Source organism: Actinoplanes italicus (assembly GCF_003001815.1).
Classification (GTDB): Bacteria; Actinomycetota; Actinomycetes; order Mycobacteriales; family Micromonosporaceae; genus Actinoplanes; species Actinoplanes italicus.
Genome location: NZ_PVMZ01000005.1, coordinates 469547 through 483635, shown reverse-complemented (window position 1 = coordinate 483635; position 14089 = coordinate 469547). Strand labels below are relative to the sequence as shown.

General features: G+C 70.2%; 18 protein-coding genes. 11 read left to right on the top strand and 7 right to left on the bottom strand.

All coding sequences use genetic code 11. The annotated features are described in order from the left end of the window. The first annotated feature begins 5 nt into the window (after positions 1–5). Positions 6–743 (top strand): VOC family protein, encoded by a 738-nt coding sequence (locus CLV67_RS16020; RefSeq protein ID WP_106318982.1) that lies wholly within the window; start codon positions 6–8, stop codon positions 741–743. Between the two features lie 213 nt (positions 744–956). Here the strand turns inward: CLV67_RS16020 and CLV67_RS16015 are convergent, their stop codons facing one another. The 5 genes from CLV67_RS16015 to CLV67_RS15995 form a co-directional block, all read right to left on the bottom strand. After that, positions 957–1538: an NADPH-dependent FMN reductase gene (locus CLV67_RS16015; protein WP_106318980.1), complete on the bottom strand. Its 582-nt coding sequence runs from the start codon at positions 1536–1538 to the stop codon at positions 957–959. A gap of 48 nt (positions 1539–1586) precedes the next feature. After that, complete coding sequence (locus CLV67_RS16010) at positions 1587–2264, bottom strand: class I SAM-dependent methyltransferase (protein WP_106318978.1); 678 nt, start codon at positions 2262–2264, stop codon at positions 1587–1589. A gap of 74 nt (positions 2265–2338) precedes the next feature. Further along, positions 2339–3553 carry a hypothetical protein gene (locus tag CLV67_RS16005; protein ID WP_106318976.1) on the bottom strand — a complete coding sequence of 405 codons (1215 nt, stop codon included), beginning with the start codon at positions 3551–3553 and terminating at the stop codon, positions 2339–2341. After that, on the bottom strand, positions 3550–4074 hold the full coding sequence (locus CLV67_RS16000) for a SigE family RNA polymerase sigma factor (RefSeq protein WP_239166181.1): 525 nt from the start codon (positions 4072–4074) through the stop codon (positions 3550–3552). The genes CLV67_RS16005 and CLV67_RS16000 overlap by 4 nt, the downstream gene beginning before the upstream one ends. A 101-nt stretch (positions 4075–4175) precedes the next feature. Further along, on the bottom strand, positions 4176–4445 hold the full coding sequence (locus CLV67_RS15995) for a winged helix-turn-helix transcriptional regulator (RefSeq protein ID WP_239166182.1): 270 nt from the start codon (positions 4443–4445) through the stop codon (positions 4176–4178). Here CLV67_RS15995 and CLV67_RS15990 point away from each other — a divergent pair. The 6 genes from CLV67_RS15990 (at position 4444) to CLV67_RS15965 (ending at position 7696) form a co-directional block, all read left to right on the top strand. Next, a complete protein-coding gene (locus tag CLV67_RS15990; RefSeq protein ID WP_203736977.1) occupies positions 4444–4638 on the top strand; it encodes an imine reductase family protein in 195 nt (64 codons plus the stop codon). The two genes, CLV67_RS15995 and CLV67_RS15990, sit on opposite strands and share 2 nt — an antisense overlap. A gap of 35 nt (positions 4639–4673) precedes the next feature. Then, the gene (locus tag CLV67_RS15985; protein WP_106318975.1) at positions 4674–5195 is read left to right on the top strand and encodes a GNAT family N-acetyltransferase; all 522 of its coding nucleotides are present in this window, start codon (positions 4674–4676) and stop codon (positions 5193–5195) included. A gap of 140 nt (positions 5196–5335) precedes the next feature. Then, positions 5336–5617: a winged helix-turn-helix transcriptional regulator gene (locus CLV67_RS15980; protein WP_106319146.1), complete on the top strand. Its 282-nt coding sequence runs from the start codon at positions 5336–5338 to the stop codon at positions 5615–5617. A gap of 68 nt (positions 5618–5685) precedes the next feature. Beyond that, positions 5686–6249, top strand: coding sequence for a carboxymuconolactone decarboxylase family protein (locus tag CLV67_RS15975; RefSeq protein WP_106318973.1), 564 nt, complete (start codon positions 5686–5688; stop codon positions 6247–6249). Beyond that, positions 6249–7139, top strand: a complete 891-nt coding sequence (locus CLV67_RS15970) for a PhzF family phenazine biosynthesis protein (RefSeq protein ID WP_106318971.1) — start codon at positions 6249–6251, stop codon at positions 7137–7139. Before CLV67_RS15975 ends, CLV67_RS15970 begins: the two co-directional genes overlap by 1 nt. Beyond that, positions 7127–7696, top strand: coding sequence for an AAA family ATPase (locus CLV67_RS15965; RefSeq protein WP_106318969.1), 570 nt, complete (start codon positions 7127–7129; stop codon positions 7694–7696). The genes CLV67_RS15970 and CLV67_RS15965 overlap by 13 nt, the downstream gene beginning before the upstream one ends. Here the strand turns inward: CLV67_RS15965 and CLV67_RS15960 are convergent. Beyond that, positions 7677–8618: an NADP-dependent oxidoreductase gene (locus CLV67_RS15960; protein ID WP_106318967.1), complete on the bottom strand. Its 942-nt coding sequence runs from the start codon at positions 8616–8618 to the stop codon at positions 7677–7679. The two genes, CLV67_RS15965 and CLV67_RS15960, sit on opposite strands and share 20 nt — an antisense overlap. A gap of 98 nt (positions 8619–8716) precedes the next feature. On the opposite strand from CLV67_RS15960, the gene CLV67_RS15955 reads away from it, so the two are divergent. After that, positions 8717–9715 carry a GlxA family transcriptional regulator gene (locus CLV67_RS15955; protein ID WP_106318966.1) on the top strand — a complete coding sequence of 333 codons (999 nt, stop codon included), beginning with the start codon at positions 8717–8719 and terminating at the stop codon, positions 9713–9715. On the opposite strand, the gene CLV67_RS15950 is transcribed toward CLV67_RS15955, so the two are convergent. Further along, positions 9677–9997 carry a hypothetical protein gene (locus tag CLV67_RS15950; protein ID WP_106318965.1) on the bottom strand — a complete coding sequence of 107 codons (321 nt, stop codon included), beginning with the start codon at positions 9995–9997 and terminating at the stop codon, positions 9677–9679. The two genes, CLV67_RS15955 and CLV67_RS15950, sit on opposite strands and share 39 nt — an antisense overlap. Before the next feature lie 208 nt (positions 9998–10205). Here CLV67_RS15950 and CLV67_RS15945 point away from each other — a divergent pair, with 208 nt between their 5' ends. From CLV67_RS15945 to CLV67_RS15935, 3 genes are read left to right on the top strand one after another with little or no spacing between them, the layout of a single operon-like run. Next, positions 10206–11381 carry an ROK family protein gene (locus CLV67_RS15945; protein WP_106318964.1) on the top strand — a complete coding sequence of 392 codons (1176 nt, stop codon included), beginning with the start codon at positions 10206–10208 and terminating at the stop codon, positions 11379–11381. Positions 11382–11439: 58 nt separating this feature from the next. Then, a complete protein-coding gene (locus CLV67_RS15940; RefSeq protein WP_106318962.1) occupies positions 11440–12990 on the top strand; it encodes a sugar ABC transporter ATP-binding protein in 1551 nt (516 codons plus the stop codon). Then, the gene (locus tag CLV67_RS15935) at positions 12987–14081 is read left to right on the top strand and encodes an ABC transporter permease (protein ID WP_106318960.1); all 1095 of its coding nucleotides are present in this window, start codon (positions 12987–12989) and stop codon (positions 14079–14081) included. The genes CLV67_RS15940 and CLV67_RS15935 overlap by 4 nt, the downstream gene beginning before the upstream one ends. Positions 14082–14089: the final 8 nt, after the last annotated feature.

Below are 14089 nucleotides of genomic sequence, written 5' to 3'. Positions count from 1 at the left end.
TCCGCATGGCACTCCGACCCGCTCATGTGAACATCAAGGCCATCGACGCCGGTGCGGTCGGGGAGTTCTGGGCGCGGGCGCTCGGCTGGACGGCGTACCCGGGATCCGAGGGTGTCACCACATACGTCGGCCCCGCCGGTGGCCTGGTCTGGCCGGACCCGCTCGTGCTCGGTGTCGACGTGGTGCCCGTGCCGGAGGCAAAGACGCCGGTCAAGAACCGGATGCATCTCGATCTCGCCACCACCTCGCCGGAGCATCAGGCGGAGCTGGTCCGGCGCCTCCTGGACCTCGGGGCCGACACCACCGACGTCGGCCAGCGTGACGTCCCGTGGACGGTGCTGGCCGATCCGGAGGGCAACGAGTTCTGCGTGCTGGAGCCCCGCGAGGTCTACCGGGACACCGGTCCGATCGCGGCGGTGGTGGTCGACTGCGTGGAACCGCGGGAAATGGCGCGGTTCTGGGGCGGGGCTGTCGACTGGACGCTGCATACGGTGACCGACGATTTCGCGACGCTGCGCTCCGCCAAGGGTACCGGCCCCTACCTGGAGTTCCTCCGCACGCCGGAGAAGAAGGTCGCACCGGACCGCGTGCATCTCGACCTGCTGCCGTACCCCGCCGACGACAGGACCGCCGAGGTGGCCCGGCTTCGCACGCTCGGCGCGACCGACCTCGACCTGGGCCAGGGCGATGTCCCGTGGACCTGCCTGATCGACCCGGACGGCCACGAGTTCTGCGTCCTCTAGTCCCTGGCCTCGCTGTTGAGTCGGGCCTCGCCGACACCGGGGACCCTCCGGACGCGACGACCACATGGGCGATCGACTCCGCGACCGCGGCCTGCCACAGCGGTACCCGCAGGTCCGGTGGTGGGTCGAGCATGACGGTCTGTGACACCGGAACCGTCAGGGTCGCCCCGCAACCCCTGCACAAGAAGACCGTCATGCCACCCTCGCGTCCGCTCAGGTCAAGGTGATCCGGGTGTCCGCACGCAGGCTGCGCGACCCCGCCTCGACCTTGGCGAGTTCGCCGAGCATCGCTTTCGCGGCGTCGTCGGTGCCGGGTGGTGGGGTGAAGGTGCCGTCGGCGATGTGCTGGGCGTGGAACGGGATGTTGACGCTCTCGAAGACGGGAATCATCCGCAGGGTCGTGACGACCTGCTTGAGCTGCTGCACCGCGCGGGTCCCGGCGGCGATGCCGCCGTAGGAGACGAAACCGACCGGGGCGTACGCCCATTCGCGCGCCAGATGATCGAGCGCGTTCTTGACCGCGGCGGGATAGCCGTAGTTGTACTCCGGGGTCACGATGACGAACGCGTCCGCGCTCTCGACACGGGCGCTCCACTCGCGGGTGTGCTGGTGCACGTACTGCCGGAGCCGCGGGTGGTGTGGCTCGTCGAGCAGGGGCAGGCCGATCTCGGCGAGGTCGGCCACGTCCACGTCGAAGTCGCCGTGAGCGCGGGCGCGGTCGGCGAACCAGTCGCCGATGGGCAGTCCGGCGCGGCCGGGACGGGTCGAGCCGATGATGACCATGAGTTTGGGCATGAGCGTGTGTTGCCTTTCCGAAAGGTGTGGAACGTCAGCCGCCGGTGGCTACCGCGGCCGGCGGACTCGATGTCCCGGGAGCTCGGCGTCAGCTGACCGGCGGACCAGCATGTAACCGTAGGGCGGGCCGCCATCCTCGGGCGGGGTGTGGCCTTGGAAGACCATGTCGAACCCGGCCCGGGCGAAGCGGTCCTCCATCTCCCGCGCCGACATCCAGTACCGTTCGAAGTCGACACCGAGACTGCTGCTCGGCCCGTTGCGGTGCAGGGTGCCGTCACCGTGCTTGAAAGCCGTGACAAGGCACCCGCCCGGCCGTACGACCCGCGCGAGCTCGGCGAACGCGCGGTCCCGGGCGTCCGGCGCCAGGTAGATCAGCGAGAACCAGCACACCACCCCGGCCAGTGAGGCGTCCTCGAACGGCAGCGCGCGCACGTCGGCCACCGCGTACTCGAAGCCCGGATTCTCGCGCCGCGCCGTCTCGATCATCCCGGGCGACAGATCCACCCCACGCGGGGACAGGCCCCGGCCGGCCAGGTACGGCAGAAGCCGTCCCGTGCCGCAGCCGACGTCCGCCACTTCCGGACCCACGGCCAGCGTCATCTCGGCGAACATGTCCAGCATCGCCCGCTCGACCGGCATGCTCTCCAGCACCCCGACCAGGTTTTTCGCATACCAGTCCGACAGCACGTCGTGCGCGTGCCGCAATTCCTCGGTCCTGGCGTCCATGCCAAGCCGTCCTTCCCCCGTCGAGACAGTCGTGACGGCGAACCTACCGTCTCGACGGGGGACCGCCGTGTGGGTCAGTCGCGGAACTCGATGGCGAGTGGCGCGTTGTTGTTGGACTCGTCGGGGTCGTTGTAGCCGTTGTTCAGTGGCAGCAGCTCGGTGGATGGCACGAAGGTGAGCCGGGCTCGCTTCGGTGTGTCGATGTTCAGCGTCAGCGTGCGGGTCCCGCCGGCGGCGAGTTCGGCGCCGGTGCAGAACACGTCCACCATCCCGGCCTGCGGCTTGCCCATCGTGCAGCCGGGTGGCGGATCGATCAGCTTCATGCCGGCCATGATGATGCTCTGCGTCCGGTAGGGAATCTTCGAGGCGCCGAGGTTGCGTACGGTCAGCGTCATCGAACCCGTCCAGCGGCCGTTCGCCTGCCGGGTCATCACGAGATCGGTGCCGGTCAGTTTCAGATCCGAGGCGTACGGGTTGACCGTGCGGTCCGCCTCGCCCTGCTGGACGAAGGACGACCCGTTCCAGGTGAACGTCAGCCACTGCCGGGAGATGTACCGCTCGTTCGCGAGTTGCCTCTCGGCGCACCGCCAGGCCATCGGGAAATCAGCGATCTCGACCTGGATCGCGCCGTCCGTGCCCGCACGGATACCGCAGATCGCGACCGCGTCGGCCGCCTGCTCGATGACCGTGCCGACGGTTCGGACCCCACCGCCGGAGCCGTTCGTGAGGGCCAGGATCCGTGACGCGATGTCGTTGTCGCTCATGCAGAAGATTCGGGCGAACGTCTCCGCGCGGCCGTCCCGGTCGGCATCGGCGTGTACGACCCCGGCGATCCAGAGAGTCACCCGCCCGTTCTGCGTGTCACCGTCCTGGAACTCGACCGGACCGGCCGGACAGCCGGCTCTGCTCGACTGTTCCGGCCACGCGGGCAGGTCGATCACGGAGGAGTAGAGCGTCGCCTCGGCGATGCCGCCCTCCGGAGCGGTACGTGAGGGACGCGAGTTCTGCCCCGGTCCGACGAAGTAGTGGGTGGACGCGGAGACCCGCGGATCCGGGAGGACCGGCGCCGCCGGCAGACCGTGCGGATCGGTTCTCCACACGGCCTGGACGGTCAGCGGGATCGCGATGACCAGCACGGTCAACGCTGCCGCGGCGAGACCGCGCCGGCGGGTGCGTGTGCGCATGGCCTCCCGGGTACGGTCGGCGCCGGCCGGCTTCACGAAGGGCGCCACCCGGCCGCGGAAGTCGTCGAACGCGGCCGCCAGCGGGTCGTGATCGAGGTTGGTCATCGTCCGTCCTCCTTCTCGCTGAGCCGGGCGGCCAGTGCCGTACGACCGCGGGACAGCCACGCCTTGACGCTTCCTTCGGGCGCGCCGATCTGCGCCGCGATGTCGCGTACCGGCAGGTCGGCGAGGTAGTGCAGGATCACCACCCGGCGTTGCTGGGCGGGCAGCGTGGCGAGCGCCTCGGCCAGCGCGACCCGATCCGGGCCGGGGGCGGGAGTGTCCTCCGGGCGGTGCCTGCGCAGGAAGAGCGCGGCCGTGCGGGCGCGGCGCCACTGACTGGTGGCCAGGTTCCAGGCGACCCGGCGTACCCAGGCCAATGGATCGTCGAGTGTGGTCAGGCGGTCCCATCTGGCCAGTGCACGCAGGAACGCCTCCTGCACAACGTCCTGAGCGTCGGCCAGGTCCCCCGTGTACGCGTACAGCTGGATCGTCAGCGATTGGAAGTGGGCGGCGTAGAAGCCGTCGAAATCCAGATCGGGCGGTTGCCCGGTGTCCACCTCGCGCGCATGGTGCAAATCGACCACGGTGCCCTCTCTCTCGTGGCGCCCGACGGTCCCGGCCGCTCGGGGTAACACGCGTGGCGCGCGCCGGCGGTTACACCCGGACTCTTGAGGACGGCCCGCAATCACACCGCGATCTTCTCGGCGCCGATGCGGCGGATGCGTTCGGTGCCCCACGCGCCGAGTGACTCCAGGGCGGCGTTGAGCGAGATCCCGTCCGCGGTCAGCGAGTACTCGGCCTTGGGCGGCACCTCGGCGTACACCTCACGGCTGACCAGGCCGTCCTCCTCACTACGACGTCGCCGTCCCCTGTTCGACATCTGGGCGACGAGCACCCACGTCGGCTCCGATCCCACCCGGGCCTCGCTGTCCGACCTGGCCCTGCTGGCCGGCATGTACGTCATGTTCGCCGGCGGTCAGCAGAGTCGGAACTTCTCCGCCCTCGGGACGATCGTGGCGGCCAGCGCCGACCGGGGCATCGGCACCGGGGTCGTCGACATGGTGCAATCACTGATCCGGCGCCAGGTCGACGCCGGTCACGGTGACGACGGGTTCGCGCGGATCATCGAGAGCATCAGGGCGGCCTGAGACGATGAGCCGGAGCGTATGACGGTGGAGGATGCATGGATTCCGAGCAGATCGAGGACACGATCCGGCCTGGGGACGAGCGGGATCTGCCCGCCGTCCTGGCGCTGATGGACGGTGCCGTTGTGTGGCTGGCCGCCCAGGGCCGTACCGGCCAGTGGGGTTCCGAGCCCGGACGTCACGCCGCCACCACCACACTGGTGCGTGACAGCGATCTGTACGTGGCGGTGAACGGCGATGACGTGATCGGTGCGCTGGCGGTCGGTGCCGCACCGGACTACGTGCCGCCGGCCGTGGAACCGGAGCTATACGTGCGGCTGCTGGTGACCGACCGGAGCCGGCCCGGTCGCGGGATCGGCGGCCGGCTGCTCGAACACGCCGGGACACTGGCCCGGGCGAAGGGCGTGGATCTTGTGCGGGTCGACTGCTACGCCGGCCCGGATCGGGCGCTGGTCCGCTACTACGAGCGTCAGGGGTTCACTGCGACCGACGCCTTCGAGGTGGCCCGGCCCTCGAAGGAGCCGTGGCCGGGCCAGGTCCTCGAGCGGCGTCTGCGGTGAGCGGCTGTCAGCCTCTGACCCGGCTGGGTGGCGCGGCTCGAGGTTAGGGTTTCGGAAATCGAAGCGGTGGGAGTGGGTGTGCGATGGCGGTGCCCAAGCCAGGGCGGCCGGTGCGCGGATCGGAGACCGGGCGTCCGCTGATGGCTGCCCTTGATCTGTTCGGGCGGCGGTGGAACCTGCGGATCGTCTGGGAGCTCCGGCACGGGCCGGTCGGGTTCCGGGCGCTTCAGCAGCGCTGCGACAACATGTCCTCCAGCGTGCTGCGCCAGCGGCTCACCGAACTGGCCGGGGTGCATCTGGTCGACCAGCAGCCCGATACCACGTACGCGCTGACCGATCTGGGTCGTGACGCGCACCAGGCTCTGCTTCCGCTCGTGCAGTGGTCCGGCCGGTGGTCCGACCGTCTCGGCGAACAGGACTGAGCCGAGCCGTGGTGCTTCGAAAACAGAAGCGGTACCGTGCTTCTGAAATCGAAGCATGGGAGGACGCCATGGCTCGCATACCCGCTCTCGAACCGCCCTTCGCCCCCAACGTCGCCGACCAGCTGGCCGCGATGATGCCGGACGGTGTGCCGCCGATCGGCCTGTTCCGGACCTTCGCCAGGAACATGCCGATGACCGTCGCGATGAGTCAGTGGGGCGGATACGAACTCGGCCGGCAGCTGTCCCTGACGCTGCGCGAGCGGGAACTCGTCATTCTTCGCACCTGCGCACGCTGCGGATGTGAGTACGAGTGGGGCGTACACCTGATGTTCTTCACCGGCCGTGCCGGTCTCACCCCCGCCGAGATCACCTCACTGACCCACGGAAGCCCCGGCGATCCGTGCTGGACCTCGGCCCGCGAACGGGCGCTGATCCAGGTGGCGGACGCCCTGCACGACTCTTCGGACGTCGGCGACACGCTCTGGAAGACCGCCCGCGAGAGCCTGGACGAGCCGCAGTTGCTCGACCTGTTCCTGCTCTGCGGCTGGTATCACGCGATCAGCTTCGCCGCCCGGGCCGCCCGCGTCGCCCTCGAATCGGGCGCGCCCCGCTTCACCGACGTCGCGGTGTGATGCGCGACCCGCGGGTGACGGTGCTGGCGGCCTGCACCCGCGACGGCAGGGGCGGCAGCCCGACGGCCGTCATGATCGACGACGCCACGCTGACCGACGACGGCCGCCGTGCCATCGCGGTGGCAGCCGGCACCTCCCATACCGCTTTCATCGAGGTCGGCGACACTCCGGCGGTCCGGTTCTTCACCGCCGCGGGCGAGCTGCTCAACTGTGGCCACGGCACGCTCGCGGCACAGGCCTTCCTTCTGGATCGCGGCAGCGCCGGACAACTCCGCACCGGCGGGAGGACCTTCGCAACGGCCGCCACCCGGCGTGGGGACGGCATCGAGGTCTGGTTCGACCAGGGCCTGATAGAGCTGTCCCGTCATGCCGGGGACGGTGGCGACCTGATCGCGGCGCTCGGGCTGACGCCGGATGACGTCGCCGGCGACCTGCGGGTGGCGTCGCCCGGCACCCGGCGCCTGCTCGTGCCGGTCCACGACCGCCGGACACTGACGGCGATGCGGCCCGACTTCGCCCGGCTGGCAGCCGAGTGCCGCCGGGCCGGCTGTCTCGGGTGCTTCGCCTACACGCTGGAGCCGCCGGGAGAGCCGGCCGTGGAGATGCAAGGGGAGCCGGCCGTGGGGCCGCCAGGGGAGCCACCCCGTCTTACCGTCGCCGCTCGGATGTTCGCCCCCGTGATCGGAGTCGACGAGGACATCGTGAACGCGAACAGCGCCGGCTGCCTCGCCGCGCACCTGCTGGACACTGGGCGCGGCACCTGGATCGAGGTCCACCAGGGCGACACTCTCGGCCGCCCCTCGACGGTGCGCGCGACCGCCGCCCGCACACCGGACGGCATCACCACCCGGATCGGCGGGCTGGTTCACTACCCGGCATGCTCCTGGTGATTCGCGGCAACAGCGGAAGCGGGAAGACCACCACCGCCCGGGAGGCGCGCCGCAGGTACGGTCGTGGTGCCGCCCTGATCGAGCAGGACCACGTGCGCCGGGTGATCCTGCGCGAGCACGGCGGCGGGCCGGAGCAGGTGGCGCCGGACTTCATCGCCACGATGGTGCGGGCGGCCCTCGACGCGGACTATCACGTGATCCTCGAGGGAATCCTTCATACCGGGCAGTACGGCGACACGCTGCGTCCCCTGATCGCCGAGTATCCCAGCGCCTGCTACTACCTGGACGTCTCCTTCGACGAGACGGTCCGCCGGCACGAGCGGCGTGAGCAGCCCATCCCGGTCACCGCGGAGACGATGCGGGGCTGGTACGCCGAACGCGACCTGCTCGGCGTGCCCGGCGAGCGGGTGATCCCCGAGTCGATGTCTTTCGAGGACGTGGTGACCACGATCCTGCACACCAGCGGGCTCGGCCGGGCGGCGGCGCTGACGCCGTGCCCGGCACGCTGCCCGCGGTGTGCCGAGAAGGCCGCGCCGGCTAGCGGTCCGCGCCCGTAGTCAGGACGATCTTGCCGGTCGCCCGGCCGGTCTCGCTCAGCTCGTGCGCCTTTGCGGCCTCGGCCAGCGGGACCTCAGCCTCGACGAGCACGCGCAGCCGGCCCTCGGTGACGAGCGCGGCGAGCCCGAGCAGCCCGGCCCGGTCGGGTTCGACGAGCAGGAACCCGGCGCGTACGCCCAGCTGCGCGGCCTGCGCGACCAGCGCCTGCTCGGCGGGGGAGTTGATCGACACGAGGATCCCGCCGGGGCGAAGGGTGCGCAGGCAGCGGGGCCCGTCCGTTCCGCCGATCGGGTCGATCACCACGTCGACCGGCTCGACCGCCTCGGTGAAGTCCACGGCCGTGTAGTCGACGACCTCGTCGGCGCCGAGTTCCCGCAGCAACTCGTGCTTGCCGGCGCGGGCGGTACCGATCACGTACGCCCCGCGGGCCTTGGCGATCTGCACGGCGAGATGCCCGACGCCGCCGGCCGCCGCGTGGATCAGGACGCGCTGACCGGGTAGCACCTCGGCGCGGTCGACCAGGGCCTGCCAGGCGGTGAGTCCGGCCAGGGGGAGCCCGGCGGCGTGCACGTGGTCGAGGCCCGCGGGTTTGGCGGCGAAGTGCCGGGCAGGTGCGGTCACGTATTCGGCGTAGGCCCCGGCCGGCCGGGGGAACCACGGCATCCCGAACACCTCGTCACCGGGAGTGAACAGGGTCACGCCGATGCCGACCTCCTCCACCACTCCGGAGACGTCCCAGCCGAGCACGAAAGGGGGCTGCCCGAGGAAACCGCCGTGCGCGCGGGACTTGACGTCGACCGGGTTGAGGCCGGCGGCATGGACCCGGACCAGGATCTCCGTGGGGCCGGGTGCCGGGCGGTCGAGGGTCGTCTCGACGAGTACTTCGGGTCCGCCCAGACGGTCTTGCGTGATTGCGCGCATGAGTGCACAGATCCTCTCGTGACGTTGTGTCACCAGCGTCGCGTCGTGAGCCGCCGCGGAACAGTGGCCTGAATGACGAGATGTGCAAAGATCTGGCCATGCATCGCGTCGTCGTCCTCGCACTGCCCGGCGTCTATCCGTTCGAGATGGGCATCCCCAAGCGGGTCTTCGGCAGTGCCTTCGACCGCACCGGGGCAGCGCTGTACGAGGTCGTCACGGCGGGCCTGAGCGCCGACCCGGTGCCGACCGCCGCCGACTTCAGCATCAACGTCGAACACGGTCCGGAGGTCCTGGCCACCGCCGACACGGTCGTCGTCCCGGCACTCGAGCCGATCGCGCCGATGTTCACCGACGGGCTCCTCGATGACCGGACGAGATCAGTCCTGGGGCACCTCCGGCCGGGCACCCGCCTGGTGTCGATCTGCACCGGCGCCTACGTGCTCGCGTCGGCGGGCCTGCTCGACGGCCGCCCGGCGACCAACCACTGGCACTGCACGACCCACTTCCAGCGGCTCTTCCCGAGGATCGCGGTGGACCCGACGGTGCTGTTCGTCGACGACGGGGACGTGCTGACGTCGGCCGGCGCCGCGGCCGGTGTCGACCTGTGCCTGCACCTCGTGCGCCGCGACCACGGCAGCGAGGTCGCCAACGCGGTGGCCCGCAGATGCATCGTGCCGCCGTGGCGTGACGGTGGTCAGGCGCAGTACATCGAGCAGCCGGTGCCGGAGCGTACGGAGGCGTCCACCGCGCCGACGCGGGAGTGGGCGCTGCGGCACCTCGACGAGCCGTTGACTCTGGCCACGCTCGCCGAGCACGCCCGGATGAGCGTGCGTACCTTCACCCGCCGGTTCCGTCAGGAGACCGGGGCGACGCCGGGTTCCTGGCTCATCAGCCAGCGCATCGACCTTGCCCGGCACCTGCTGGAGACCACCGACCTGCCGGTGGAGCGGGTCGCCCAGCGCGCCGGGTTCGGCACGTCCGCGTCGTTCCGTCAGCACCTGCGTGCCGTCACGGGCGTCGGCCCGCACAGTTACCGGCGGACCTTCCATCACGCCACGCTACGCGTGCAGCACCGCGAAGTAGCCGCAGACCGCTGACAGGAACAGTCCGAAGAGCGGAGCGAACCACCATCTCCGGCCGGGTCGCCATGCCGCGAGCAGTAGCGTGGCAGCGTAGAGCGTGCCGGTGACCACGGTCCAGAACGTGGCGACGGGGGTCCGCGCGAGGGAGCTGCAGCCGGCCGGCGCCGGCAGTTTCATGGCGCACACCTCGTGGCGTGGGTAGGCGAGCCACCAGTACGCGAGCCAGGCGCCGAGCATCAGCGCCGCACCGCCGGCAGCCAGAGTCCAGAGCCTCGTCCGGTCACTCGTGTGCGTCACGGATCGAACGATAGACGAGTCCGTTTTCGATCAGCGGCACTGTCTTTTGCAAGTTCTGGCGAAAGTTAGAACTAGATCTTCGAGAAGCTATGGACAGCCAAACCAATGGCTTCTACTGTGGCGCATATAACACATCGAGGAAACACGGATGTGACATCAACTGGCGCGACGCCCAGCGGCGTGCGGATGTGTGAGGCCAACAGTGCGTATGACGATCGATCCCCCCTACCTGCGACTGCTGCGGCTCCTCCGTAACGAGGGCGCCACGTCGCGGGCTGAGCTGGCCGATCGCCTGCAACTGCCCCGGCCCCGGTTGCTCGCCGAGGTGGAGCGACTGGTGAGTACGGGCTATGTCGTCGAGGCCGGGATGGCCGCCTCCCGGGGCGGTCGCCGCTCGACGCTGGTGGAGCTGCACCCCCGGCTGCGGTTCGCCGCGGTCGACCTGGGCGCCAGCTCCATCGATGTGGAGGTGACCAACGGCCGTCTCGAGCCGATCGCCTACTACACCGAGGAGGCCGACATCCGGTCCGGCCCCAAAGCGACCCTGCACCGGGTCAACGAGTTGCTGGCCAAGGCTCGGGTGGACGGCGCCTACGACAGGCTCGACGCCATCGGGATCGGTGTTCCGGGGCCGGTCAGCTTCCGCGACGGCGTGCCGGTCTCACCGCCGATCATGCCGGGCTGGGACCGGTTCGGGGTCCGTGAACTGCTGACCCGTGAGCACGGCTGCCCCGCGGTGGTCGACAACGACGTGAACATCATGGCCATCGGCGAGCAGCACGGCGGGGTGGCCCATAGCGTGCAGGACTTCCTGTTCGTGAAGATCGGCACCGGAATAGGCTGCGGCATCTACCTCAACGACGAGGTCTACCGGGGCACCGACGGATGCGCCGGGGACATCGGCCACATCCAGGTCGACCCGCACGGCCCGATGTGTTCGTGCGGCAACGTCGGCTGCCTCGAGGCCCTGTTCAGCGGCACGGCACTGGCCCGCGAGGCGCTGGTGGCGGCCCGCTCCGGCAACTCCCAGGCGCTCGCCGACCGGCTCGCCGCCAACGGTTCGCTGACCGCCCGCGACGTGGCCGAGGGTGCCACCGAGGGCGACGTGACCTGCATCAAACTGATCCGCGAGGGCGGGCACCGGATCGGTTCGGTCCTGGCGTCGCTGGTCAGCTTCGCCAACCCGTCCATGATCGTGATCGGGGGAGGACTGGCCCAGCTGGGCCACATCCTCCTCGCAGAGATCCGCAGTGCGGTCTACCGCCGGTCGCTGCCTCTGGCCACCGGCAACCTCCCCATCGTCCTCTCCGAGCTGGGCTCGCGTGCCGGTGTCACCGGTGCTGCCGTGCTGGCCAGCGACGTCGCGTTCGAGCAGGCGTCATGAACAGCAGGACGCAGCCCGTGATCGGCAGGACACAGCCCCTGACCGAGGAGAAGCAGGCATGAGCACGCATGCTGAACCGACCGGAGTCGAGCCCGACGTCGTGCTGCGCCTCACCGATGTGGTCAAGACCTTTCCCGGCGTCCGCGCTCTCGACGGGGTGCAGCTGGAGGTCCGGGCCGGCGAGGTGCACTGCCTGCTCGGGCAGAACGGCGCCGGCAAGTCCACCCTGATCAAGGTGCTGTCCGGGGTGCACCGGCCGGACGCCGGCACGGTCGAGTGGCTCGGGGAACCGGTCCAGTTCGCCAACCCGCAGGCGGCCATGAAGGCCGGTATCGCGACCATCTACCAGGAGCTCGACCTCGTCAACGACCTGTCGGTGGGGGAGAACGTCTTCCTCGGCCACGAACCGCGCCGGTTCGGGTTCGTGCGGCGCGGCACGATCGCCGACCGGACTCGGCAGATCCTCGGCTCGCTCGGGCACGAGGAGATCCCGGCCCGCCGGATGGTCCACGCCCTGGAGCCGGCCGGCAAGCAGGTGGTCAGCATGGCCCGCGCCCTCTCCCAGGAGGCCCGGCTGCTGATCATGGACGAGCCCAGCGCGGTGCTCGCCCACGACGAGGTGGAGAACCTGTTCCGGATCATCCGGCGGCTCACCGCCCAGGGCATCGCCGTCATCTACATCTCGCACCGGCTCGAGGAGATCCGCGAGATCGGCGACCGGGTCACGGTGCTCAAGGACGGCCGGACCACGGCCGAGAACCTCTCCGCCGCCGGTACGCCCACGAGCGAACTGGTCAGCCGCATGACCGGCCGCACGATCGAGTACGTCTTCCCGCCCCGCCCGGAGGAGCCGCCGCAGACCGCGGAGCTGCTGAAGGTCACGAACCTGAGCCGGGCCGGCGAGTTCCGTGACGTGTCGCTCAGCGTCGCGGCCGGCGAGATCGTCGGCATCGCGGGCCTGGTCGGCTCCGGCCGCTCCGAACTGCTCGAGACGATCTACGGAGCCCGCCGCTCCGACACCGGTACCGTCGAGCTCGGCGGCCGCAAGCTGCGGGCCGGCAGCGTCGGCGCGGCCGTCCGCGCCGGCATGGGCATGGCCCCGGAGGAGCGCAAGAGTCAGGCGCTGCTGCTCGGTGAACCGATCTACCGCAACATGACGCTGGCGACCTTCAGCGGCCTGGCCCGCCTGGGGTTCACCAACGCCGGCCGCGAACGGGCCGAGGCCGACCGCATCGCGGGGTCGCTCGACCTGCGGCCGCTGGACGTACGCCGGGCGGTCGGCACGCTCTCCGGTGGCAACCAGCAGAAGGTGGTGGTCGGGCGCTGGCTGCTCGGCGACACCCGTCTGCTGCTGCTCGACGAGCCGACCCGCGGCGTGGACGTCGGCGCACGGGCCGAGCTGTACCGGGTGATCCGCAGACTCGCCTCGGAAGGGGTGGGAGTGCTGCTGGTCTCCAGCGAGGTGCCCGAGGTGCTCGGCCTGGCCGACCGCGTGCTGGTCATGCGGGAGGGCCGGGTCGTCCGTGAGGCGCCCTCGCACGAAATAGACGAAGACACGGTGCTCGACCTCGTCATGTCGGGGTCGTTGATGGAAGGGACGCCCGCATGACCCTCAGCGAAGGCACCGGTCTGCCGGCGCAGTCGCCACCGGTGGAACCGGCCAAGACCGGCCACGCGCCGGCGAACGGCGGTCAGAAGCGGTCGTGGGCCGGTGAGTCCGGTGAGTCGGTGGCCCGCAACCTGGTGCTGGTCGGTGTGCTGGTCGCGCTGATCGTCATCGGCGCGGTCACTCAGCCGGAGCTCTACAGCGACTCCACGTGGGTGTGGAACAACATCGTGTCGATCCTGCAGCTGGCGTCGGTCGTCGGCGTGGTCACGGTCGGGATGACGTTCGTCATCATCGGCGGCGGGATCGACCTCTCGGTGGGCGCGATCGTCGCGCTGGCCGGGGTCTGGTGCACGACGCTGGCCACGCAGTCGTACGGCACGGTCGGCATGATCTTCACGGCCCTGGTCGTGGGTGTGGCGGTCGGCCTGGTCAACGGAGTGCTCATCTCGTACGGCCGTCTCGTGCCCTTCATCGCCACCCTGGCGATGCTGGTCTCGGCCCGGGGCCTGGCCGCCGCGATCTCCGGCAAGCAGACGCAGATCTCCTCGAACTCCTTCATCAACAGTCTCGCCAGTGACCGGGTCCTGGGCGTCCCGCTGCTGGTCTACATCCTCGCCGTCGTGGCAGTGGCCGGCTGGGTGCTGCTCAACCGCACCACGTTCGGCCGGCGCACGGTGGCCGTCGGCGGCAACCCGGAGGCTGCCCGGCTGGCCGGCATCGACGTCAAGCTGCACACCATGCTGCTGTACGGGCTGTCCGGTCTGTGCTGCGGCATCGCCGCGATCATGCTGACCTCGCAGGCCACCTCGGCGCAGGCCGCCATGGGCAACCTCTACGAACTGGACGCCATCGCCGCCGCGATCATCGGCGGCACCCTGCTCAGCGGTGGAAGGGGCACGATCGTCGGCTCCATCCTCGGCGTCCTGATCTTCGCGACGATCACGAATCTGTTCGCCATCAACGGGCTCTCCACCGAGGCCCAGAACATGGTGAAGGGCGGCATCATCGTCGCCGCGGTCCTGGTCCAGCAGTTCCGATTCAAGTCCCTCACCCGGTTTTTCGCCCGAAACAGGGCGACCACGGCCGGCTGAGCTCCACA